This window comes from Gordonibacter sp. RACS_AR68, from assembly GCF_030418485.1.
Lineage (GTDB): Bacteria > Actinomycetota > Coriobacteriia > Coriobacteriales > Eggerthellaceae > Gordonibacter > Gordonibacter urolithinfaciens.
On the sequence record NZ_JAIPUP010000001.1, the window covers coordinates 246,143 to 269,869 of the forward strand.

Here is a 23,727-nt window from a genome sequence, read left to right on the forward strand (position 1 = left end):
GACTAAGCACGGCGTTCGATCGCCATGGGGGCAGAGATGTACGACGAATTCGGAGAACACCCCTCGCACAACGCGGATAGCAGGCGCATGCCGCGGCCGAACGGCCGCGAGCGCACCGATGCCGCCCACCGCCACATCCCCGAAGGCTCCCCAGCGCATCAAGCACGCGCCGGCGTTGCACGCACGCACGTTTCCGCGCGGGACGACGATGCCGCGCCGAGCCAACGCGCTGCAGGACGCCCCGTATCCCATCCCTCGTCGCGCGCGGGAGGACGTCCCTCCCACTCAGGGCGCATTCCCCCGCAAAACCGCAACGGTCAGCGCTACAGCCCATCGGCAAGCGCAGGGGCGCGGCCGCGTCGGGCGAGCGACGCCTCCCACGGCAAGGGGCGCGGTGCGCAAGTCGACGCCGCCTCGGCCCCCTACCAAGATCACGACCGCTATATGCGCATCGCGCAGAAGCCCGAGCGCCCCGGCCGGCGACTTGCGAGCGTGCTCGCCGGCGTGGGCTTGGTGGCCGCCGTCATCATCGGCGTGGTGCTGTTCGTGCAGAGCCTGCCCGCCAACATCACGCTGAACGGGGCGAGCGTCGAAGTGCACGGCGGCAAGACGCTCGGCGACGCCCTGTCCGCCAGCGGCGTCAAGCCCCAGCCGGGCGACCTGCTGGCCGTGGACGGCAGCGTGCTGGAGGCAGGCAAGGGGGAGCCGTTCCACGCCACGGTGAACGGCGAGAAGGTCACCGAGCTTGACACGAAGCTGGGGTCGGGAGACGTAGTGGAGATCGGCGACGGCGGCCCGATCGAGGAGCCGTCCGACTCCGTAGAAACAGCCATTCCCTGGACGGTCGCACAGGAAGGCAACGGCGCCATCCACCTGGTGGAGGGCGAGGGCAAGGACGGCGTAAAGGCCACGAAGACCGGCAAGACGTCCGGCATCACGGCCGAGCAGGTCAAGCAGGAGCCCAGCAACATCGTGCGCCGCAACGTATCGCCCGACGTGGGCGACGACAAGGTGATCGCGCTCACGTTCGACGACGGCCCCTGGGGCGACCAGACCGGCCAGGTGCTCGACGTGCTGGCCGAACACGGCGCCAAGGCCACGTTCTTCACCGTGGGCAACCGCATCGAACAGGACAACGGCGACGCGTTCGTGAAGCGCGCAGTCTCCGAGGGCCATCAGGTGTGCACGCACTCCTACGACCACGCCGCCGGCAGCGGCCAGGGCGTGAACCTGGGCTTCATGTCGCCCGAGGAGCAGAAAGCTGAGGTAGAGAAAGGGCGCGCCGCCATCGAGGCCGTCACCGGCGCCGAGGCGAGCCGTATCTTCCGCACCCCCGGGGGCAATTTCGGCGACGACGTGGTGAAGAACATCGGCCCGCTCATCAAGGCGGAGATCGGCTGGAACATCGATTCGAGCGACTGGCGCAGACCGGGAGCGGACGCCATCGCCAAGCAGATCGAGGATGCTTGGCCGGGGGCCATCGTCCTCATGCACGACGGCGGCGGCGATCGCTCGCAGACCATCGAGGCGCTCAAGAAGGCGCTCCCCCGCCTGAAGGACCAGGGCTACCGCTTCATCACCATCGACGAGCTCCTCCAGTACCCCTTGTCGTAGCCGCAGGGACAGAGCTCGCCCACCGCACCTCCAGCCGGGTGTCGCCGACAGCACGTCGCGGACGCCGTCACGCATAGGGCGATTTCGCCCTGTCGCTTGCTCCCCGATATTGGTATAGTGAGGTGATCTGGCCGCTTGACTGCTTCGAGCAGGCGGGGGGCGGGGTGGACATCGTACAGCCCGGTTCGCAGGGGGAGCTCGCATGGACGTAAGCCAAATCGTATCGATCGCGGTGTTCGTCATCGTCATGGCGGCCATCATGACGGAGAAGCTGCACCGCTCGCTTGCCGCCATCGTGGGCGCCATGCTGGTGCTGGCGCTGCACGTGCTGCCGTTCGACGCGGCCATGGAGCACATCGACTTCAACACGCTCGGCGTGCTCCTGGGCATGATGCTGTTCGTGTCGGTGGTGAAGCTCTCCGGCATGTTCGAGTTCCTGGCCATCAAGGCCGCGAGGCTCGCCAAGGGCGAGCCGTGGAAGGTCATGCTGCTGTTCGTGCTGCTCACCGCCGTGCTATCGGCGTTCTTGGACAACGTGACCACCGTGCTTCTCATCGGCCCCATGACGCTCACCGTGTGCAAGCTGCTCGACGTGAATCCCATACCTTTCTTTATGACCGAGATCCTCGCGTCCAACATCGGCGGCACCGCCACGCTCATCGGCGACCCGCCCAACATCATGATCGGCTCGGCCGCCGGATTCACGTTCTTCGATTTCATCCTGTACGACGCGCCGGCCGTCGTGGTCATCCTGGCTGCAGTGCTGGTGGTGTTCTATTTCCTGTACGGCCGGAAGATGCACGTGAACGAGGAGCATCGTGCACGCATCATGGAGCTGGACGAGCACGCCATGATCAAGAACAAGCGTCTGCTGAAGCAGAGCTACGTCATGATAGGCCTCGTGGTGGTGGGCTTCATGGCGCACGGCGCGCTGGGGCTGGAGTCGAGCGTCATCGCGCTCGGCGCGGCCGGCATCATCATGCTCATCTCGGGCGAGAGCATCGAGGAGGCGCTCGCGAACGTGGAGTGGACCACGCTCGCGTTCTTCGCCGGCCTGTTCGTCATCGTGGGCGCCATGGCCGAGACGGGCGTCATCGAGATGCTGGCGCACGCGCTCATCGACGCCACGGGCGGCAACGTGTTCGTCACCATGCTCGTGCTGCTGGTGGGCTCGGCCGTCATCTCCAGCTTCCTGGACAACATCCCGTTCGTGGCCACCATGATCCCCATCCTGCTGGCCATGGAGTCCACCGGCATGGACGTCACGCCGCTGTGGTGGGCCGTGTCGCTGGGCGCCTGCCTCGGCGGCAACGGCACCCTCATCGGCGCCAGCGCCAACGTGGTGCTGTCCGACATCAGCAAGAAGAACGGCCACGAGATCACGTTCGTGCAGTTCCTGAAGACCGGCTTCCCCATCATGCTGCTGACCGTGGCGATAGCGGGGCTGTACCTGGTGGTGAGGTTCCCGCCGGCGTAGGGCGGGCGCGAGGGGGCCGCCTAGAGCGGCACGATGTCCTTGCGGAGGAAGCGGAGGCGGCCGACCTGCTTCTCGATGTGGAAGTGGCCGCAGTACCAGCGGCGGTAGTCGAGGCGCTGCTCGATGCGCTGCAGCCAGTCCTCCATGGAGGTATCAACCGTGGACTGGTCGATGGATGGCAGCAGGGCCTCCTGCGGGACGAACGCGGCGGGGCAGGTGTGGGAGAGAACGGTGTCGATGCGCCAGCGGCGGCGGTCGAGGGCCTGCTCGACGTGCCGCTTCTCGGCTTCGGTGAGCTGCTCGTCGGGGAACCAGAGATGGCCGTTCGCCAGCCGGTGCCGCTTGTCCACGCTGTAGGCGCCGCCGATGGCGATGGCAGGGCGGCCCTCGAGGCTGAACACGCTGCCGTCGCGCGCGAACAGGATTCGGGGATATGCTTTGTCGGCGTACACCTCACCTCCGTGCCACGGTTGCAGGCGGTAGCCGGAGAGCGCCGCCGGGTTGCGGTCGTGGTTGCCGCGGATGCAGAGGAAGGTGACGCCCGCCTGCGCGGCGCGCACTTTCACGGCGTCGTCGCGCTCGTCGCCGAAGTAGTCGAACCCGGTGTCGCCCAGGCACACGATCACGTCGTCGGGGCCCAGGCTGTGCTCGCGCGCGAAAGCGCGAACGTGCCGGTAGCTGCCATGGGTGTCGCCCGTGACGTAGATCATGCGCAACCACCAGGCATGACGAGCACGATCTTCCCGTCCTTGCCGCGCTCGGCGACGGCGCGATGGGCATCGGCAGCCTCCTCCAAGGGGAACGAACGCGCGACGATTACCCGCATCCCGCCCTGCAGCGCGGCGGACAACGCGTGCATCACCAAATCGAGCTCGTCGGGATGCAGGTTGTTCACGCCCATGCCGCGCACGTCGAGGTCGGCCTTCATGAGCGCACGGGGATCGAAGTCGAGCGAGCCGCGGCTGCCGACGATCACGATGCACCCGCGCACGGCGGCCACCTTCGCATCCTTCATGAGGTTGGCTTGCGCAGCCATGTCGATCACGACATCGACGCCGCGACCCTGGGTGGCCGCAAGAATCTCATCCAAGTAACCCTCGGCGTGGTGGTCGAAGGCGCGCCGGGCACCGAGGCACTCCACGAGCTGCCGACCTCGGGCGTCGCCGGCCGTGCCGTACACGACGGCCCCGATGCGATGCGCAAGCTGCACCGCGAGGGTTCCCACCCCGCCGCTTGCACCGTGGACGAGCACCGTTTCGCCGGGACGCACCCGCGCACGCACGAACAACGCGTCGGCCGCCGCCAGTCCGGGAGTGCCGAGGCCCGCGCCCTGCTCGAACGGAACGGCATCGGGAAGCGGGGCCACGGCGGAGGCGTCGCAGACGACGAACTCGGCATAGGTGCCGGTGCAGCGGCGGGCACGCGCCGCCGCCACGAACACGCGCTCCCCCACGTGCGGAGCGCCCGAGGGAAGGTTCGCCCCGCACGCGTCGACGATGCCGGCGCCGTCGTTGCCTGGAACGTAGGGCAGCTCGGGGAGCTGGGCGTACTGGCCCGCGCGCAGATAGGTTTCCACCGGGTTGACACCGGCTGCGCACAGGCGCACGCGCACCTCGCCTGCATGCGGCTCGGGCATGGGAACGCGCTGCTCCACCAACACATCTGGCCCGCCGAACGCGTTTACCACGATCGCCTGCATGTCTGGCCCTGCGCTCGATTTCACCATCGGACCGCTCCTTCCGCCTTCGTTAAAACCTCTTTGCCGTTCGCAGCCCGATCGTAGCGCGGCATGCGTGCGCTTCTCCGCGTCGTGCGGCCGGCTTGCGAAGGTCGTTACCGGCCTGGCAGCGAGCCGGAACGCCTCGACCGCGCCCTCTCGAACCGCGCCCCCGTATCAGCGTCCAGATGCGCACGGGGGCAAACGACGTTCCAAGATAAATTTGAGGATTGCTCGCAACGGCCTATTGCAGGTCGGAGCACCTTTCGGTATACTGCGTATTCGCGCTTCGCAAAGAAGCCGTGACGCCAACGTGGCTCAGCTGGTAGAGCAACGCACTCGTAATGCGTAGGTCAGCGGTTCGAATCCGCTCGTTGGCTCCAGAAAAAGTGCAGGTCAGCCGGGGAAACTTGGCTGACCTGTTTCTTTGTTCCCGTCTTTCAATCTACTCGCGGAGAAAACTACGGGAAAATTATTTTTGTCCATCGTCATAATACGATCACTATCTTGCTATCATTTCCGAAAGAAGCGCTCCGAGTCCATCACTATTGAGGCCACTTTTCGTCTTCGTCGCGTATTCCCACGAACCCTTCTTTTCCTGCAGAAGCTCGTTATGCGAATACGACGATTCCGCTTGGAACAGGAAATGGCGCAGGATAAACTCGCTCTCATGATAGGCAGCTCAAAAGGAAAAGCGTATATATCACGCATCGAGCTTGACAAGCTCCATATCAGCATCAGCGCGATTCACCGTATCGCCATGGCTCTCGACGTCGAAGTTCGCGACCTGATAAGTTTCTCGGGCAAGAAGCCTACGGCGTGCAAGTTGAAGCCTTCAGCAACCTTAGCAGTCGTATAATGATCGTTATGAAAAAAACTAGGGGAAAGATCATCATTGCACCAGACCTCAACGTCTGGCCGCACGAATACGAGACGGCCAGGTCGCTCGCGATGGCAGGCATGACCGTAGAGTTCATCCGCCGCAGCGAGGAGTACCGAACCACGTCTGCGGATGTGATCATTGACGGCGCAGCATGGGAGATCAAGGCCCCTAAAGCTATCAATCCAAAGGCGATTGAGCGCAATCTTCGCAAGGCAAGCCACCAAGCAGCGAACATCATTTTCGATTCCCGGCGCATGAAGGGTGCTTCCGATGGGATCATAGAACGCGAGCTGAGGAACGGCTGCGCGAAGGTCAAAGCGATCAAGCGTCTGATTTATGTGAACCGTAGCGGAACCGTGATTGACATTAGGTGATTCCGCTGTAATATGTACTTAGCAAAGCGCCCGAACGGTGAGTTATCACCTACCTCCGGCGCTTTCTTCGTTTCTTGGCTACGTCTACTTCTACGATAGCGCGTTCCGAAACGCTTCGCTTGCAATGCGGTCGTTTTCCTTCTCAAAATGCGTGCAGATGTTCATCGTCGTGTCGAAGTTCAAGTGGCCTAACTGCCTTGAGTCATTTTCGCATCCACCACCTGCGTGCATAGGATAGCTGCCTGGCCGTGCCTCAACATGTGGGGCTTGAGGCACCGATAGCCCTTGCCACGCTGATGTTCGACGCCCAGCGAATCAGTGAAGGTTTTCATCACGGTTCCGTGCTCTCCGGGGCCGTGATCTACTGAGAACATCTTGAACCATCGATCAGAGTTAGCGGGGTCGTACAGCCCCAGCGACAAATCGAACACGTTGTTTAGATTAAGCCGGGAACTTGTTCAGAGTCGCCCGGCTTTCTCTTTCATTTCCACTGTTCACCGAGCAAAACAAAGGAACGGCCGACGTGGGAGGTACCCCGACGTGGCCCGGACAGCCTCAGGCGCGACATGCCCCCGAGCATCAGGTTGGTGCACGCCGTTTCGACGGCGGCTTTCCAAAGCTTTCCGTAGGCGGAGAGCTTCTCGCCACGTCCCGCAACCTGTAGAAGGGCGGAAAGCCGCCCGTAGCTGGCATTACTAAAAAAGACTAGCGGAAGCTACCTTCCCGCCAATGCTCAAATTGCAATGAAAGGCATCATTCTCTATACGGCGCATTTTGATTGAGCTAATACCAACTCTTACATTCCCGGCCGAAGCGTGTCCGTTTTAGATCAATCGGTGTGGATATCAGTGATCGCATATAAAGGAAACCGAGTTGCTTCATATCGTGGACGGATATGGATGTTCAATCTCGAAAGAACTTCTCGGGTCGCGAATAAGATAATATCGCGAAGCCGAGAATATCACCCAAGAACGCTTTGCCGACATGGTCGGCAAAGCTCGGTCGTACTTGTGAGCGGCATCGAGGCGGGACGCGTCAACGTGGGATTCGACTTGCTGTGTCGCATTGCCGAAGGTCTCGATGTGTCGCCCGGCGCTTTGGGCGATAGAGACCCGGACAAATGGCAGGAACGCGCTAAGTCCAAGTAGCCGATCCGGCGAGCATGGCCCGCCGGATCATTATCCCGTTACCTCTTTCTGCCGAGGTAGAACACGTAGCCGTAGTGCTGCTGGTATTCCAGGTAGAGCTCGACCTCGTGGCGGTTGTCGGCGACGAAGGCCTCCACGGTCTCGTTGCCGGGGTATTTCCGCAGCAGGCCTTCGAGCGCCGCCTCGCGCGGGGTGAAGTACTCATCCGTCCAGCACGTCTCCGGCAGGGCGAACGCGGCGACGAACTGGTAGCCGCATCGCTGGAGCGCCTCGATGTTGTAGGCCACCGAATCCAACCTACTTCCGGCATCGGCCCAGAACCGCTCGATGACGGCAGGATGCTCGTCCGTGAGCCAGGAGGGGCAGGTAACCGCGACATAACCTCCCTGTTTAAGGAAGCCGTGCCAATACGCCAGACCTCTCTCGAAACCTATGTTGTCGATAGCACCTTCCGACCAGATCAGGTCAAGCGCCTCCCTCTGGAATGGCAGGTCATCCATCGAGCCGACGACGCCCCGCACCCGGTGGGCAACGCCTTGCTCGCGTGCCTGCCCATTCAGGACGTCGACGAAGGCTGGAAACAAGTCCAGGCCGACAACCGATCCCTTCAGGTGCTGCGCGAGCAGCAGCGTCTGGGCCCCGGTTCCGCAGCCCAAGTCAGCCGCGTTCGCAATAAGGTCGAGATCGCCGAGGAAGGCGAGAGCCCTACCTGTCTCCTTAGCGCAGCCGGGGCCCTGCCTCTCCAGCCCGGCGTGCGCTTCCACCAGAAGGTCGATCGGGGACGGTTGCTTGCTCTCCATGTTGAACGCCTTTCCTCACGCCGGGAACAAATTGACTGCCGGCCGGCTTTGGCCCGCCGACAGCATGCTCGTCGAAAGCGGCGACCTCAGAACCTGCCGCCGCGACCCACCTTACCACACCGGCATTCCTTGCGGCGTATCCCGCAGCGAGGGCCACCCCTTCCGTAACCTGCCTGCGTGCAAGCTGCGCTACCTCCGATGATCGTAATGGTGCTTGCGGGAACGCAGCGTGCTCACGGCAATGACCGCGGCGGCAACGGACACGACTGCGAGGGAGCCGATGCCCGCCTGCAAGTTCGCCAGATGAAGAGCGGGCACTCCCTGCAGAATGCCCAGCGTGTAGGGCATGAGCCAGAACAGCCAGACCACGATGCTGAACGTGTGGAACCGCTGCTTTGCGCGCTCGCTGCCGCGCAGATAGGTGAAGGTAGCCCAGGTGGCATGGGCCGCCATGAGCACGATGGCCAGCACGCCGGAGGCGGCGTGCATTCCCAACGCGGCGTTTCCGCCGCTTTGGGCCATGAGCGTCATGATGGTAGTGCCGGTGGTGTCGAAGACGAAACCCGTCCAGAACAGCACGAGGTTGCGCTTCGTCAGCGAGTGGCGGCGCTCGTCGAAAACACCGATGGTGTAGAACACGAGGGCGAGGCTGATAGTGGTTGTCGCCAAGATAAGTTGTAATGACATGGCACGCTCCGTTTCTCCAAAATGAACACTGTTCATATTTCTGAACGGCGTTCATTATAGACGCGATAGCGAAAAGCGCAAGTATTTGTGAACGTTGTTCACTATTGTCACTGTCCGACGCCTCCCCGCCTGGGCGACCGCGCTTCACCTCTTCCGTCGCAGCCTCGATCACGCCCCCCCAGCAACCCGTGCGTTTTTTGCGCATCGTGAAGAACCGCTCCTCGGCCTGTTCGTGCCAGAGCTTGCCAGCGCGGCATTCCTTTCGGTCATCGCTTCGCGAACGGGGGCGTGACGGCTTCGCGACTGCGGCGGAGGCGATGATATCATCGTCGCTCCCCGATGCCGATGCGAGGAGCGCGCATGAGACCGTACTACGAAGGCTGGTACATGAAGCAGCAGCAGGGCGGCGACATCCTAGCCGTCATCCCCGGCCGCGCCCAAGACGAGGCCTTCATCCAAGTGGTCACGGCGGACGGCGCCCATTACCTCCCCTTCCCACTGGAGGACTTCCGCCAAACGGGAACCCGCAGCATGCGCGTGGGCCGCAGCCTGTTCTCGCCCATCGGCATGATGCTGGACGTGCAGGCGCCCGACCTGGAGCTGGTCGGCCGCCTGCGCTACCGCGAGCTCACGCCGCTGCGCTCCGACATCATGGGGCCGTTCGCCTACCTGCCCCTGGAGACGAAGCACACGGTGTTCAGCATGCGCCACCGCGTGGATGGCGAGGTGGAGCTGAACGGCCGCACGCTGCGCTTCGAGAATGCCAAAGGCTACATGGAAGGCGACCGCGGGCACAGCTTTCCCCGCGGCTACACCTGGATACAGAGCACCGACTTCGGCTGCGCGGCATCCGTCATGCTCGCCCTGGCCGAGATCCCGCTCGCCGGCCTGCGTTTCACCGGCTGCATCGGCGTGGTGTGGATAGCGGGCGTGGAGCACCGCTTCGCCACGTACCGCGGGGTGCGCATCCGCGAGGCCAGCGACAGGGCCGTGGAGGTGCGCCAAGGCGATATGACGCTGCGGGTGGAGCTGCCGGAGGCGGGCGGCCACCGTCTGCAGGCGCCCGCGCAAGGATCTATGGCGCGCCCGATCCGCGAGAGCCCTGCCGTGCCTGCGCGCTTCCGCTTCGTGAAAGGCGGTCGCACGCTCCTGGACAGCCCCGACGCCTGCACGAGCTTCGAGCTCGTGGCGCCGTAGCCGCAAGCCCGCCCGCGCCTGCGCACCACCTGTCCCGTCAGGCAGGCGTAAAAGCCGGACCGCCCAACCCGAACCGCCACTCCGCATCTCGCTCCGCCGGACTGCGCCGTTGCCGCAAGCCCGCGTCAAGTGCCCGATCGGCTCGAGCCCGCCCGAAGCCCGGAGGCGCCGGCCCGGCGAAGTTGTGGGCAGCTTGTGTCGAGTGCGGCCCCGTCCCCCTTCCCTTTGTAAGATTCTCGCAAAATCCCCCGGTCTTTCGCCCTCCGCCCGTTATCCTGCACCAGACGCAGCGATCGCGTTGCGCCGCCACGCCGCGGCGCCCACGACACGGCCCGAAAGGCCCCCATGCGCAAGGCGAAAGAGCTTCTCATCAACTTCATCCGCGGATTCTGCATGGCGCTGGCCGACAGCGTGCCCGGCGTGTCGGGCGGCACCATCGCATTCCTGCTGGGATTCTACGACCGCTTCATCGGCTCGCTCGACGACCTGTTCCACGGCAAGGGGCCGGCAAGGGTCGCGGCGCTCTCCTTCCTGGTGAAGCTTGCGTTCGGCTGGATCGTCGGGTTCGGCCTGTCGGCAGCGGCCCTGACCAGCTTCTTCGACTCGCACATCTACGAGGTCAGCTCGCTGTTCATGGGATTCATCGTGTTCGCCATCCCCATCGTGGCGCTGGAGGAGAAGCGCGTGCTGAAGGGACGTGCGCGCAACCTTGCGTTCGCGGTGCTGGGCGCGGCGTTCGTCGTGGCCGTCACGCTGCTGAACCCCACGGCGGGCAGCGGCATGAGCGTGGCGGTAGAGCATCTTGACCTGGGACTCGCCATTTACGTGTTCTTCGCGGCCATGGTGGCCATCACCGCCATGGTGCTGCCGGGAATCTCCGGCTCCACGCTGCTGCTGATATTCGGCCTGTACGTTCCTGTCATGGGGGCGGTGCGCGCCGTGATGGGCCTCGATATGGCGTACCTGCCCGTACTTCTGGTGTTCGCCGCGGGCGTTGCAACCGGCGTGCTGGTGTTCGTGCGGCTCATTCGGCGCTGCCTGGAGCGGTTCCGCTCGCAGACCGTGTACGCCGTCCTCGGCATGATGGCGGGCTCGCTGTATTCCATCGCACAGGGCCCTCTCACGCTGGCGGTGCCGCAACCGGCCATGGAGCTGGCTACGTTCAGCCCGCTCTACTTCGTGGCGGGCGGCCTGGTGGTGGGCGGGCTGCAACTGATGCGAAGGCGGCTGGAGGACCCGGCCGATGCCGCGGGCGCGGCGCCGGAAACGAAGTCGCCCGCATGCGAGCCGAACCGCCAGCCCGACCTTCCTTAAGGCGGGTTTGCCGTGTAGGATAGGGGCAACGCTCTCCCTTCGGGAAGGAATGCCCATGATCACGCCGCCGAAAAGCCTGCTCGCCCGCCTTGGCCGCATCGGGCGAGCGGCCCTTGCCCTCGCGTTCGCCTGTGCGCTCATGCCGCTCATAGCCCATGCGGAACCCGCCGCATCCGCGAAGCACCCTGCCGGCTCCGTGGTGCAAACCGAGCGGGGCCCGGAGTTCGTGCCGTTCGACGGCTCGGCGTACAACCCGAGCCCGGGCATCGCGACGTTCGCCGCGCTGCCGGAGAGGTTCGACCTGCGCAACGTGAACGGCGCCTCGCTCGTCACGAGCGTGAAGGACCAGGGAGTCTACAGCGACTGCTGGGCGTTCGGCACGTTGTCGTCGCTTGAGTCGAACCTGCTCAAAACGGGAAAGGCCGCCAACGTCGACCTTTCCGAACGCCATCTTGCCTGGTTTGCGTACAACGGCGCGGACGGCGACGACGACGCGAGCCTGTGGGCGGCCGGCGATTCCTTCGTCACCGGCAACGGCAACGACGCCTACACGCAGGGCGGCACGCGGGACAAGGCGGCGGCCACGCTCATGCGCGGGTACGGCGCCGTCGACGAGGCGGCCGCCCCGCATCAGGCAGAGGCAGGCATGGGAGGCGTCGACGACGGCTTGCGCACGCGCTCGGACGTGCGGGCCCAAAACGTGAACTACCTGCCGGAGGTCAACGTCTTCGCCTACAACGAGGCCGACGACCGCTACGACTACACGCGCGATGCATCCGCCGTAGACGCCGTCAAGGCCACCCTCATGGAGCGCGGAGCCGTGGATGCGGCGTACCGCTCCTCCGGCCAAGGAGACGAGTCGAGCCTCCACTGGAACCACGAGGAGAGCGCCTACTATTGCGCGTACGAGTACGACCCGTACGAAACGGCCGCGCAGGTGTCGAACCATCAAGTGGCCATCGTCGGCTGGGACGACTCCTTCGAGAAGGAGAAGTTCCCGACGTCCTACGCCCCCTTCCCCTCCTATCCGTCGTTCATCCTCTCCCAAGATCCCCCCGAAGGCGACGGCGCGTGGATCGTCAAGAACAGCTGGGGCGAGGACTGGGGCGACGGAGGCTACTTCTACCTCTCCTACTACGACACCACCTTGTGCGACTTCACGTCCTACGTGGCGGAGGATGCGACGTATGCCGCCGAGAGCACCGAGCACGTCTACGACGGCATCTACCAGTACGACGGCGCGGGCAGGGGCGACGGATGGTGGTACAGCAGCACGCCCATGCAGTTCGCCAACGTGTTCGAAGCGCGCGGCTTTGAAACGGTGAGCGCGGTGAGCGCCCTCGTGAACGAGGCCGGCAGCACGATCGACCTGGCCGTGTACAAGAACCCCTCCACCATCGTCTCCGAGACGGGAAGGCTCGACCCCGCAAGCGGCGAGCCCATGTGGAGCACGACCCAGACCCTGGACTACGCCGGGTATCGCACCTTCGAGCTGGGCAATGCGGCATTCGAGGTGGAGCCCGGCGACACGTTCTCGGTCGTGTCCTCCATCCGTTTTTCCGATGGGACGTACCAGATATCCGCCGAGTGCGACGACGGCTCGTACGACGTCGCATACACGGAGTGCGCGCCCGGCCAGAGCTACTACACCGACGAGCCCACCGGCATCGACAACTGGTACGACCTCGCCCTTGACGACATGGGCGGAGAGGGCGCGAGCGATGATTTCTGGTTCAACAACGCCACGCTGAAGGCCTACACCGTGCAGACACCCGAGCGCGCCTTCGCCATCCTGCACACCAACGACGTGCACTGCGGCGTGGACGAGACCTTCGACAAGGAGGGCAACGCCACGAGCATCGGCTACGCGGGCCTCTCGACGATCAAGAAGGAGGCCGAGGCCGCGTTCGGTGCGGGCAACGTCGCGCTCGTGGACGCGGGCGACGCCGTGCAGGGCAAGCCCATTGGCACGCTCTCCGAAGGGTCGTATCTGGTGGACATCATGAACCAGGTGGGCTACGACGTGGCCGTGCCCGGAAACCACGAGTTCGACTACGGCATGGACCGGCTGCGCTACCTCGTCAACCGGTCGAACGCGGCGTACACGTCGTGCAACTTCGACAACCTGTCAGCCGGCAAAACCGAGTTCGCTCCCTATGTGATGGAAGCCTACGGCCCCACGAAGGTTGCCTACGTGGGCATCGCCACGCCCGAGACGCTCACCGCATCGAATCCCGCCCACTTCAAGGACGCCGACGGAAACCTGGCCTACGGATTCTGCCAGGATGAAACGGGACAGGAGCTCTACGACCGCGTGCAGCAGACCGTCGACGACGCGCGCGCCGCCGGGGCCGACTACGTGGTGGCGCTCGCGCACCTGGGCGAGAGGGGCGTCGCCGCGCAGTGGCGCGCAAGCACGGTGATCGCGAACACTTCCGGCATCGACGTCGTGATCGACGGCCATTCCCATGAGCAGTACGAGAGGCGCGTTGCGAACGAGGACGGCGAGGAGGTGGTGCTCGCACAGACCGGCACGCAGCTGCAAACCTGCGGGAAGATCGTCATCGACCCCGCCACCGACACGATCTCGGCCGAGCTCGTGAAGCCGCCCGTGGCGCAGGACGCGGACACCGCCGCCTTCATCAAGGGCATCGAGGACGAGCTGGGCAAAACGCTCGATGCGGTAGTGGCCCGTTCCGAGGTGAAGCTGCGGGCATACGAGGACGACGGCTTCACCTGGGCCGTTCGCACGCGCGAGACGAACTTGGGCGACCTCGTGGCCGACGCGTTCCGCGCCGAGCTCGGCGCCGACATAGGGCTCGCGAACGGCGGCGGCATCCGCTCGGACGTGGCGCCGGGCGAGGTCACCTACGGCGACGCCATCGCGGTGCTGCCGTTCGCCAACGCGCTCTGCATGGTGGAGGCCACGGGCCAGGCCATCGTCGACGCGCTGGAAATGGGCGTGCGCAACCTGCCCGAGCCGAGCGGCTCCTTCCTGCAAACCTCGGGGCTCTCCTTCGAGGTGCGCACCGACGTCCCCTCGCCCGTGAAGCTGGATGCCGAGGGCGCCTTCGCGGGCGCGGACGGCCCGCGCCGCGTGCAAAATGTACGGGTGAACGGCCAGCCCATCGACCTGGGCGCCACGTACACCGTCGCGTCCATCACCTACCTGCTGCGCGACGGCGGCGACGGGTTCTCCATGTTCGAGGACGCGAACGTGCTGGTGGCGGAACAGGGACTCGATTACGAGGCGCTCATCTCGTTCATCCAGAACGACCTGGGCGGCGTGGTGGCCGCAGACTCCGCCTACGCGAACGAGAACGGCGCCGGGCGCATCACGGTGAAGGGCGGGGCGGATCCTGCTCCCCTGCCCGCGCCCAAGCCCGGCGACGCGCAAAAGCTCGCCCCCACCGGCGACGCCGCCGCAACTACGGCGGTTCTCTGCGCCGCGGCCCTTTCGGCCCTCGCCTGCGCTTGCGGATCGGGCCTTGCGGCGCGGCGTCGCGAACGCGTGGAAAACCCGGCACGGCTGCGGGAGAACCTGCGATAGCCGCCCTGCTATACTGGAGCCAACGTGATCGCGCCCACGACGGGCGCCCGGCGAGAGGAGCGGCCATGCTCTACGACAACATCATGGTTCCCTACGACGGATCGGAATCGGCGCGGGCCGCGCTGGCCGAGGCCGTGCGCTACGCCCGCGAGGACCCGGGAGCCGCGTTGCGCATCGTGCAGATAGTCGACACGGAGCAGTTGGTCATAGAGAAACTGGAGAAGGAAGGCCGCAACACCACCGACGAGCTGTCGTCCGTGCTGCTGCACGCCCACTACGACGAGGCGCTCGCCGAAGCGGACGCGGCGCTCCACCGACAGATCGACGGCCTGTTGAAGGGCCTGATGAACGAGATAACGGTCGAGCTTCTGGACGAGACGGTGCCCGGCGAGCAGATCGTGGCCTACGCCGACGAGCATGCCTGCGACCTCATCGTCATGGGTTCGCGCGGCCTGGGCGCCCTGCGCGGCATCTTGGGCAGCGTGAGCAGCCACGTGCTGCGCGAGGCCGCCATGCCCGTGCTCATCGTGAAGCAGCGCGCAGACCGGTAGGGCCTTCGCCCGAATTGCACGAAGCGGGGTGCGGAACGATGGAGGAAGCACGGCCGTTGATGGTTTGTCGACATTCTCGTGCTATGCTCGGCCTTCGAGCGCTCCAACGTGAGCGGCCGACCGACATCCCGAAGGAGAACCTGCTATGACCGAGTGCGAGCGCCAGGCAACGTTGCTGGTCGCCGACGACGAGCCCGAGATAGTGGAGATGCTGCAGGAATACTTCGTCGGCCGGGGCTTCCGCGTGCTCACGGCCGGAAGCGGCCAGGAAGCGCTCGAGCAGGCCGCGCACGGGCCCGACCTCGTGCTGCTGGACGTGGGCATGCCGCGCCTGGACGGGTTCGAGGTGTGCCGCCGCCTGCGCGAGCACCTGACCTGCCCCATCCTGTTCCTCACGGCGCGCGTGGAGGACGTGGACGCGCTCGAGGGCTTCGCCTGCGGGGCCGACGACTACGTGCTGAAGCCGTTCTCGCTCGCCGTGCTGGGCGCGCGGGTGGACGCCCACCTCGCGCGCGATCAGCGCCAGCAGGTGAAGACGGAGGTACGCTTCGACGGCGACCTTGCCGTGGACTACCGGACCCGCACGGTAGCGGTGGCGGGAGCTCCCGTCGAGCTCACCCGGCGCGAGTTCGACATCGTGGCGTTCCTGTCGAAGCATCCCGGGCAGGTGTTCGACCGCGACCGCATCCACGAGCGCGTGGGCGGTTGGGAGAGCGAGAGCGATTCGCAGGTGGTCACGGAGCACATCCGGCGCATCCGCAAGAAGCTGGCTGCGGCCGGCGCCGAGCACGATCCCGTGGAGACGGTATGGGGCATGGGTTACCGATGGCGCGCATGAGGAAGCGGCGCGCCAGAGGAGGAAGGCAGGGCGCGGAGACGGCCGGCGGTGCCCCGGTCGCCAACATGCCGACGCATCCGGGCGTACCGTCGGATGCGGCCGCCCCGGCACGTTCCGGACGCATCGCCCGCCTGCGCGAGCGGTGGCGCAACGCATCGCTCAAGACCTCGTTCATGGGCTACATGCTGGTGTTCCTGGTGGCGGCCCTCGTCCTGTCCTCCGTCACCGCATCGGTGTTCGCCGCGCTGCAGAACGAAGTGACCGCCGACGCTTACGAGACGTCGGGGCTCTACCTGTACGATACCGGGACGAACGCGCTCGTGCCCGCTCGCTCGCTTGCCATCGACCAGGAGGGCAACGAGCTGTTCGTGCAGCGTGCCGACGACGGGCGTGAGCCGTTGCCCATCGACAACCCTCCGGCAAGCCTACTGGTGGAAAGCGCCCAGAGCTACCCGTATGCGTACCGGGTGGAAACCGGCGAGGGGGGCGATCTCGTTCTCGAAGGGTACCTTGCGGACAGCAGCGAGCTTTCCGCCTTCGAGGGCGAGGAGGGCATCGCGGTGCAGGACGTTCCCGCCTACGACGCACGCGCCCGCAAGCTGTTCGACGAATGGGCGGCCAAAAACCCCGATAACCCGTACCGTGCGTTCCTCGACACGGAGACAGGGAGCGATGCGTCGGAGTCATCGCAGTTCGGCGACCTGCTCGTATCGCCCATAGGCTACTACGCGCACACGGTACCCTCGGAGGATGCACGGGCGCTTTCCACGCTGTTCGGACTGCTGACGTTCCTCATGTTCCCGCTGTGGTTCGGCGCATGCATCTTCGCGGCGGCGCGGCGGTTCTACCGCATGAGGCTGGCGCCGGGCTTCTCCACGCTCGATGCGGCGGCGGCGAAGATCGCCGACCAGGACCTCGACTTCTCCGTGGCATACGGCCGCTCCGACGAATTGGGCAGGCTGGCAGCATCGTTCGAGGCGATGCGCACCTCGCTGGCCGCATCGCAGCGGGCCTTGTGGCGCACGGCCGAGGAGCGCAAGCGCCTGAACGCCGCGTTCGCGCACGACCTGCGCACGCCGCTCACCATCCTGAAGGGAAAGGTGGAGCTGCTGGAGGCACACCTGCAGGCCGGCGATGCGTCCCCCGAGCAGCTGGCATCCTCTGCAGCCTCGCTCGCCGCGCAGGTGGAGCGCCTGGAGCGTTACGTAGCCGCCATGAGCGGATTGCAAAAGCTGGAGGATCGCGCCGTGCGGCCGGATGCGCAGCCGTTCGATGCCGTGGCGGACGCCGTGGAAGATATCGGCCGGTCGCTCTGCGCGCAAGCCGGCGGGACACGGACGACCGTGGAGGTGAGCGAGGCGCCAGCCGGGAACCGGGGCACGGGCCTGCACGTCGCATTCGCGCTCTCCATCAGCGCGCGCTGCAACGTCGAGCGCCCCGTACTCGGCGTCGACCGTTCCCTGGTGGAGGAAGTGGCCGAGAACCTCGTCGGCAACGCCGCCCGCTTCGCCGACGGCCGCGTTGACGCACGGCTGGACGTGCGCGATGGGTTCCTCGTGCTCGCGGTAGAGGACGACGGGCCCGGCTTCTCGCCCGCGGCGCTGGAGCGGGGATGCGCGCCGTTCTTCAGCGAGACGCCGTCGAAGGACCACTTCGGTCTGGGCCTGAACATTGCCGCGCTGCTCTGCGACAAGCATGGCGGCGACTTGGCGCTGGAGAACCGCGCCGAGGGCGGCGCACGGGCGACGGCGCGCTTTGCCTTGATTTTTCCCGCCGTTGACAGCCAGTAGATATTTGCCCCGTAGCATCGGAGGCGTACCGAACGCACCCGAGAAACGGAGCATCCCATGGAAGACACCGCGACCCCTTTGGCCCCCGCCGTCCCGCGCCCGACACCCGGCGACGCCGCAGGGCGCCGGGCGCACCGGGTCGCTGCGGCGGACGCGACGGCGGGCAACGTGCCAAGGCGGGCAGGCGAAACGCACGGACCAGTCGCAACGGTTAGGTCGCGCAAGCCCGTCATCGCAGGCGAGGCGCGCAACGACGCCTCGATGGAAGCGGCTTCGCAGAAAAGCTCCGTCGGGCACCGGGCGATCGTACGGAAGCGCATCGCCGTCGTCGCCGGCCTGCTGTGCCTCACCGCCGCCCTCGCGGCGCTCTGCGTGCGCTTCGGACCGGAGCTGCTGGCGTTCGTGGGCGACGCCCCGCGGTTCCGCGCGTGGGTCGATGACGCCGGGGCGCTAGGGCGCATTCTGTTTGTTGTGGCCAACATGGCGCAGGTGGTGCTCGCGTTCCTTCCGGGCGAGCCGCTTGAACTGGGCGCGGGCTACGCATTCGGCTTCTGGGAGGGCACGCTGTGGTGCCTTGTGGCCAGCGCATTGGGTACCGCCCTCGTCATGGTGCTGGTGCGCACCTTCGGCATGCGCCTCGTAGGGCTGTTCTTTCCACCCGATAAGATAGCGTCGGTGCGGTGGCTGCGTGACGCGCGCCGCTTCGAGCTGCTGCTGTTCCTGGTATTCCTGATCCCCGGCACACCGAAGGACCTGCTCACCTACGTGGCCGGGCTTGGAACGAGCCCCATCTGGCGCATCGTGGCCCTCACCACCATAGGCCGTATTCCCTCCATCGTCTCGTCCACGCTGGCTGCCGGTGCGTTGGGTGACGGCAACTACGCCGTGGCCGCCGTCACCGTCGTGCTCACCCTCGCGCTCGTGGCGACAGGCTTGGTGGCCTACCGCCGTCTGGCCGCCCGGCAGGCCACGGAGCAGAAATAGCCGCACAGCACGCGTGCCAGCTTCCTTCGAGCTGCCGAATTGTGCTTATTGAGAGAAATTCTCAATAAGGAAGATTATTTATCGAGACTTTTGCTGACATCCGCAGTACCATATCCCCCAAGGTAAGAGAGACAACCGCCGCTCGGCGGATCGCCTGCTCGTCCGAGTGCTTCGCGCTTCGGACGGTCGGCCGCACCGCCGCGGCACAGCGAAAGAGAGGGACCATCATGCCCAACTTCCCGAACCCGTTCTCCGGCAACGTCGACCGCAAGATGACGAACGCGGAGCTCATGCAGGCCCTGCGCATCGACATCGCAGGCGAGCTCGAGGCCATCTTCCTGTACGAGGCGCACTACCTGGCCACGGATGACCCGGCGGCCAAGGCCGTGCTGGCCGACATCCGCGACGAGGAGAAGGCCCACATGGGCGAGCTCATCACGCTCATGCGCCATCTGGACCCCAAGGAAACGGAGTTCTTCCTGGAGGGCGAGGGAGAGGTGCAGGAGCAGCTGGCCGAGCTTGGCATCGTGACGGACGGCGAGATTGCCCCGGCGCCCGAGACGCCCGCAGCCGCTCCCACCGTAGGCGACCTGTCAGAGTAGCGAACGCCTGCCTCGAACGAACGTTTCACATGAAACACTCGTTCGAACCTGGGGGCGCGCCCTCCCACCGGACGCTCGCTTCGGCACCTTTTCCCGACGACCGCCCGCCTGACGGCTACCGAATGTTTCACGTGAAACATTTGTTTGCTACGAGGCGGCCGCGCGGCAAGCTGCTCGACCGCCCGGCGCAAGCCATCTGCTCCGCGTATCGTTTTCCCATGAGCGAAAGGACCGCATTATGGACTACTTGGCACGAGAATCAGCCGACCTGTCGGCAGAGCTCTGGAACCGCATCGACGACACCGTCATCGGCACGGCGCGCAAGCAGCTTGCCTGCCGCCGCTTCCTGAAGGTATTCGGGCCGCTGGGCCCCGGCGCCACCACCGTCGCGGTTGACGGCGTGGGCAAGGAAGAGATCTTGGAAGACGGCATCGGCCGCATCGTCGGACGCACGCAGCTGGAGCTGCCGCTGTTCTACGAGGACTTCACCCTGCTCGGACGCGACTTGGAGCTCGCCGCGCAAACCGGCCTGCCCATCGACCTGTCCGCCGCCGTCGCCGCCGCCAAGAAGGCCGCGCGCCGCGAGGACGACCTCGTCCTGAACGGTAGCAAGGCCCTCGGCGCTGACGGCTTGCTCACCGTGAAGGGCTCGGCGAAAGTGAAGAAGGGCGATTGGAAGGCCGGCGAGAACGGCTTCTCCGACGTGGCCGCCGCCGTTTCGCAGCTGGCCAAGACCGGCTACCTGGGCCGCTATGCGCTGGTGGTTGCACCCGATTTGTTCCTGGACCTGCAGCGCCTGCAGCCGAGCACCGGCATGCTGGAGATCGACCGCATCCAGAAGCTCATCGGCGACAACGTGTTCATGACGAGCGCCCTCGCCCCCGGCAAGGCCGCGCTCGTGTGCGCCGAGCCCGAGTATATGGACCTGGCCGTGGGCCTGGACCTCTCGGTTGGCTACCTGGAGCTCGCCGACTTCAACCACACGTTCCGCATCATGGAGACGGCCGCCCTGCGCGTGAAGGACCCCGCCGCCATCGTCGTGTTCGGGTAAAAACGCACAGGTTGGCGCAGTAAGTCAGCGAGAAGGGCCGTGGTGCCCGAGATTCGCAGGATCGCGAAAGCGAAGCGTACTTCGGTACGTGAGCTTTTGGGATCCTGCGAAGATCGGGCACCACGGCCCTTCGCAGCGTCGGCAGGTTCCGACGGCCGTCAGGCCGGCGGAACCCCCTACTCCACTTTCTCGTCGTTGCGCTGCTGGTGGCGGGTCAGCAGGACGCGCCAGATGACGTAGACGCCCAGCACGAACGCGCCCAGGTACCCGAGGATGCCCAGCAGGGGCACGCCCAGCAGCTGGGGCTGCATGGCCGTCTGGGCGATGAGGCTCGAGCCCACGAAGAGGCCGGCCGAGATCAGCGCCATGGCCACGGTACCGCTCACCGCGTAGAGCGCCGCCGTGAAGTCCGCCGGCACATGCAGGTCGGCGCCTACCTCCACCTGGCCGCGATCGAGCATGTCCAGCGTGTGCGACACCTGCGTAGGAAGCCGCGTCGCCGCCTCGGCGGAAGCGGCCGAGGCCATGAGCAGGCTCTTCGCCTTCGATTCCAAGGCATCGAAGCTGAGCGCCTGCCGCTTCACGTGGTCGGAGATGATCTCCACCACGCTCGTTTCCGGCGCGATGTCCACCAGCACGCCCTCGATGGTCACCATGCCGCGCGCGAGCATGGTGAGCGACGGCGGCAGCGTGAGGTTCTGCGTGCGCATGACCTCTATGACGTCGAGCAGCGCCGTGCCCACGTTGATGTCCGCCAGGTCGATCGACGCATACGAATCCAGCAGCGCGCTTATCTGGCCGAGCAGCAGACCGTGGTCCACCGGGCCATGCGCCTTAGCCAACGCCAACAACGCGTCCTTCAGGGCGTATGGGTCGTTCTTCGCCACGGAAGCGAACAGCCGGCCCACGATGGCGCGCTCGGAAGCGGAGAGCGTGCCCGTCATGCCCAGGTCGATCCACACGATGTCCTCGCCGCGCACGAGAATGTTGCCCGGATGCGGGTCGGCATGGAAGAAGCCGTCATCGATGACCTGCGTCACGTAGCTCTCCGCCAGCCGGCGCCCGAGTGCGGCCGGGTCGTCGCCCTGGGCGCGCAGCGCGGGCAGGTCGTTGATGTGCGCGCCCTCCACGTACTCCATGACCAGCACCTTATCGGTGCTGAACTCAGGGTACGGGCGGGGGCTCTCCACATGGGGTTGGCTCGCCAGCTCGGCGCCGAAGCGCTCCAGGTTTCCCAGCTCCACGGTGAAATCCAGCTCCTCGGCCGTCGTGCGCGCCAGCTCGTCCACCAAATCGCCCAGCGTGAGCATGATGCCGTCGGTCATGTGCGTGAGGTCGGCCAGCGCCAGCGCGTGCCGGATGAGCGTGATGTCCTCGGCCATCTGCTCCACCACGTTCGGGCGGCGCACCTTCACGGCCACCACCGGCCCCTGCGCCGTTGCGGCGCCGCCTCCTGCCGCGTTCGTCGTGGGCCGCTCCTCTTGTGCGCCCGCCGCCACCGGGTCGCCCAGCCCTTGCGCCAGCCGGGCACGGTGCACCTGCGCTACCGAGGCCGAGCCCAGGGGCTTCTCCTCGATGTCGGCGAACGTCTCGCGCCATGGGTGCCCGAGCGATTCCTCGATCGTCTGCACGATCACCTCGAACGGCACGGGCGCCACGTTGGCGCGCAGCTGCTTGAACGCATCGGCATAGGCCTTGGGAATGACATCGCTGCGATTCGAGGCGATCTGCCCCATCTTCACGAATGTGGGTCCCAGATCCTCGAGAATGGCCGTGGCCTTCTCGGGCGTCAGGCCGGAGAACGCGTGATGGGCGCGGAGTATCTTCTCTATCTCATGCATGCGGCGACCGGACGTGTTGTCTTTGATGGTGATCTCGGCCGCACGCAGCACCTCGCGGAACGTGGGCATGCTTCGCCTCCTCGTCATGATAACCGCCCCATCGTAGCATGCGCCGTTCGGACGAGGCTTCTGATGCCCTCTTTCAACAGCAAGCTGAAACCTGGACGCCGCCCCGTCGGAACAGCCGTGGTATGATGCAGCGACCATGGCCCGCATCCTGAAAACACCCGCTTCGCTGCCGCTTTGGACGTACAAAGCGTTCTTGCTGGTGGCTGCCGCCATCTGGGGGCTGGGAACCGTCGTCATCAAGTCGACGGTGGATGCGTTCCCGCCCGCATGGATCGTGGGCGTGCGCTTCACGGCCGCGGGCATCATCCTGGGCGTGGTCATGCTGCCCCGCTTCAGGAAGCGCATCGACGCCGAGCACCTGTGCAAGGGCTCCGTGCTGGGCGTGATGGTGTTCCTGGCCTACTGGAGCAACTCCACCGGGCTCACCGACACCACGGCGTCGAACAGCTCCTTCCTCACGTCGCTGTACTGTGTGATCATCCCGTTCCTCGGCTGGGCGCTGCACGGGCCGCGGCCCACGCGCTTCAACCTCGCCGCCGCCGTGGTGTGCGTGGCGGGCGTGGGATGCGTGTCGTTCGCGGGCGCGGCCGGGTTCTCGTTGCGTTTCGGCGACCTGATCACGCTGCTGTCCGCCCTGTTTTTGAGCTTCCATGTGGTGTACACGGCGAAGTTCGCGCCCGGGTGCGACATGACGTTGCTTACCGTCATCCAGTTCTTGGTGGCGGGCCTTCTGGGCCTCGCGGCCGGGCTGGCGCTCGAGCCGATGCCGAACTTCGCGGCGCTCGGCGCCGACACGTGGACGAGTCTGGCCTACCTGGCCGTATTCGCCTCCTGCGTTGCTCTGCTGCTGCAGAACCTGGCAGTGGCCCACGTGGACCCGGCGCCCGCCTCGCTGTTCCTGGCCACGGAGTCGGTGTTCGGCGTGCTGTTCTCGGTGCTGTTCCTAGGCGAGCTGCTCTCGGCACCGCTGTTCGCCGGCTTCGCCCTCATCTTCGCCGGCATCGTGGTGAGCGAGTACCTGCCGCAGCGTGCCGCGCGGAAGGCGGACGCGAGGACAAATGCGCAAGTAGGGTCACAGGCGGAATCGGACAAAACGCAGCTCGAAGCGCAGGCTGCACCGGCAACCGAGCGGCTCTTACCGGACGATTCGAACCCTCTGTCCGATTAGCCGGGTGTCCTACAAAGCAATGGCGGCCCTCCCGAATAGGAGGGCCGCCTTGCTCAAGCCGAAGAGGAGGGA

Annotated in this window: 19 protein-coding genes and 1 tRNA gene; 15 read left to right on the plus strand and 5 right to left on the minus strand. The window is 65.7% G+C overall.

Annotation, left to right across the window (positions count from 1 at the left end):
- Positions 1 to 444 precede the first annotated feature (444 nt).
- The gene (locus K9U15_RS01015) at positions 445 to 1,614 is read left to right on the plus strand and encodes a polysaccharide deacetylase family protein (RefSeq protein ID WP_123673053.1); all 1,170 of its coding nucleotides are present in this window, start codon (positions 445 to 447) and stop codon (positions 1,612 to 1,614) included.
- Positions 1,615 to 1,816: 202 nt separating this feature from the next.
- Positions 1,817 to 3,091, plus strand: a complete 1,275-nt coding sequence (locus tag K9U15_RS01020; protein ID WP_301155446.1) for an ArsB/NhaD family transporter — start codon at positions 1,817 to 1,819, stop codon at positions 3,089 to 3,091.
- Positions 3,092 to 3,111: 20 nt separating this feature from the next.
- Here the strand turns inward: K9U15_RS01020 and K9U15_RS01025 are convergent, their stop codons facing one another.
- Both K9U15_RS01025 and K9U15_RS01030 read right to left on the minus strand, forming a co-directional pair.
- Positions 3,112 to 3,801 carry a metallophosphoesterase family protein gene (locus K9U15_RS01025; protein ID WP_301155447.1) on the minus strand — a complete coding sequence of 230 codons (690 nt, stop codon included), beginning with the start codon at positions 3,799 to 3,801 and terminating at the stop codon, positions 3,112 to 3,114.
- Positions 3,798 to 4,817, minus strand: a complete 1,020-nt coding sequence (locus K9U15_RS01030; protein WP_278807121.1) for an NADPH:quinone reductase — start codon at positions 4,815 to 4,817, stop codon at positions 3,798 to 3,800. The genes K9U15_RS01025 and K9U15_RS01030 overlap by 4 nt, the downstream gene beginning before the upstream one ends.
- A 298-nt stretch (positions 4,818 to 5,115) precedes the next feature.
- Between K9U15_RS01030 and K9U15_RS01035 the strand changes: the two genes are divergently transcribed.
- The 3 genes from K9U15_RS01035 to K9U15_RS01045 all read left to right on the plus strand — a co-directional run bounded on the left by K9U15_RS01035 (position 5,116) and on the right by K9U15_RS01045 (position 6,065).
- Positions 5,116 to 5,191: transfer RNA gene (locus tag K9U15_RS01035), tRNA-Thr, on the plus strand.
- A 230-nt stretch (positions 5,192 to 5,421) separates the two neighbouring features.
- Positions 5,422 to 5,667 (plus strand): helix-turn-helix domain-containing protein, encoded by a 246-nt coding sequence (locus K9U15_RS01040; protein ID WP_087190756.1) that lies wholly within the window; start codon positions 5,422 to 5,424, stop codon positions 5,665 to 5,667.
- Complete coding sequence (locus tag K9U15_RS01045) at positions 5,667 to 6,065, plus strand: hypothetical protein (protein ID WP_301155448.1); 399 nt, start codon at positions 5,667 to 5,669, stop codon at positions 6,063 to 6,065. The genes K9U15_RS01040 and K9U15_RS01045 overlap by 1 nt, the downstream gene beginning before the upstream one ends.
- 1,186 nt (positions 6,066 to 7,251) lie before the next feature.
- On the opposite strand, the gene K9U15_RS01050 is transcribed toward K9U15_RS01045, so the two are convergent.
- Positions 7,252 to 8,013 carry a class I SAM-dependent methyltransferase gene (locus tag K9U15_RS01050; RefSeq protein ID WP_301155449.1) on the minus strand — a complete coding sequence of 254 codons (762 nt, stop codon included), beginning with the start codon at positions 8,011 to 8,013 and terminating at the stop codon, positions 7,252 to 7,254.
- Between the two features lie 189 nt (positions 8,014 to 8,202).
- Positions 8,203 to 8,700, minus strand: a complete 498-nt coding sequence (locus K9U15_RS01055; RefSeq protein ID WP_301155450.1) for an HsmA family protein — start codon at positions 8,698 to 8,700, stop codon at positions 8,203 to 8,205.
- Positions 8,701 to 9,060: 360 nt separating this feature from the next.
- Here K9U15_RS01055 and K9U15_RS01060 point away from each other — a divergent pair, with 360 nt between their 5' ends.
- The 9 genes from K9U15_RS01060 to K9U15_RS01100 all read left to right on the plus strand — a co-directional run bounded on the left by K9U15_RS01060 (position 9,061) and on the right by K9U15_RS01100 (position 20,577).
- Positions 9,061 to 9,897, plus strand: a complete 837-nt coding sequence (locus tag K9U15_RS01060; RefSeq protein ID WP_096227572.1) for a tocopherol cyclase family protein — start codon at positions 9,061 to 9,063, stop codon at positions 9,895 to 9,897.
- A gap of 345 nt (positions 9,898 to 10,242) precedes the next feature.
- Positions 10,243 to 11,211 carry a DUF368 domain-containing protein gene (locus K9U15_RS01065; protein ID WP_301155451.1) on the plus strand — a complete coding sequence of 323 codons (969 nt, stop codon included), beginning with the start codon at positions 10,243 to 10,245 and terminating at the stop codon, positions 11,209 to 11,211.
- A gap of 55 nt (positions 11,212 to 11,266) precedes the next feature.
- Positions 11,267 to 14,761, plus strand: coding sequence for a 5'-nucleotidase C-terminal domain-containing protein (locus K9U15_RS01070; RefSeq protein ID WP_301155452.1), 3,495 nt, complete (start codon positions 11,267 to 11,269; stop codon positions 14,759 to 14,761).
- A gap of 65 nt (positions 14,762 to 14,826) precedes the next feature.
- Positions 14,827 to 15,312: a universal stress protein gene (locus K9U15_RS01075; protein ID WP_301155453.1), complete on the plus strand. Its 486-nt coding sequence runs from the start codon at positions 14,827 to 14,829 to the stop codon at positions 15,310 to 15,312.
- Positions 15,313 to 15,457: 145 nt separating this feature from the next.
- Positions 15,458 to 16,150, plus strand: a complete 693-nt coding sequence (locus K9U15_RS01080) for a response regulator transcription factor (RefSeq protein ID WP_087190748.1) — start codon at positions 15,458 to 15,460, stop codon at positions 16,148 to 16,150.
- Complete coding sequence (locus tag K9U15_RS01085; RefSeq protein WP_241557612.1) at positions 16,147 to 17,940, plus strand: HAMP domain-containing sensor histidine kinase; 1,794 nt, start codon at positions 16,147 to 16,149, stop codon at positions 17,938 to 17,940. Before K9U15_RS01080 ends, K9U15_RS01085 begins: the two co-directional genes overlap by 4 nt.
- A gap of 57 nt (positions 17,941 to 17,997) precedes the next feature.
- A complete protein-coding gene (locus K9U15_RS01090; protein ID WP_301155454.1) occupies positions 17,998 to 18,924 on the plus strand; it encodes a TVP38/TMEM64 family protein in 927 nt (308 codons plus the stop codon).
- 227 nt (positions 18,925 to 19,151) lie between these two features.
- A complete protein-coding gene (locus K9U15_RS01095) occupies positions 19,152 to 19,526 on the plus strand; it encodes a demethoxyubiquinone hydroxylase family protein (RefSeq protein ID WP_087190747.1) in 375 nt (124 codons plus the stop codon).
- Positions 19,527 to 19,764: 238 nt separating this feature from the next.
- Complete coding sequence (locus tag K9U15_RS01100; protein ID WP_087190746.1) at positions 19,765 to 20,577, plus strand: family 1 encapsulin nanocompartment shell protein; 813 nt, start codon at positions 19,765 to 19,767, stop codon at positions 20,575 to 20,577.
- Between the two features lie 176 nt (positions 20,578 to 20,753).
- Here K9U15_RS01100 and K9U15_RS01105 read toward each other — a convergent pair whose 3' ends face one another.
- Entirely contained in the window at positions 20,754 to 22,487 is a 1,734-nt protein-coding gene (locus K9U15_RS01105; protein ID WP_301155455.1) for an AarF/UbiB family protein, read from the minus strand.
- 136 nt (positions 22,488 to 22,623) lie between these two features.
- Between K9U15_RS01105 and K9U15_RS01110 the strand changes: the two genes are divergently transcribed.
- On the plus strand, positions 22,624 to 23,655 hold the full coding sequence (locus K9U15_RS01110; protein WP_301155456.1) for a DMT family transporter: 1,032 nt from the start codon (positions 22,624 to 22,626) through the stop codon (positions 23,653 to 23,655).
- Positions 23,656 to 23,727 lie beyond the last annotated feature (72 nt).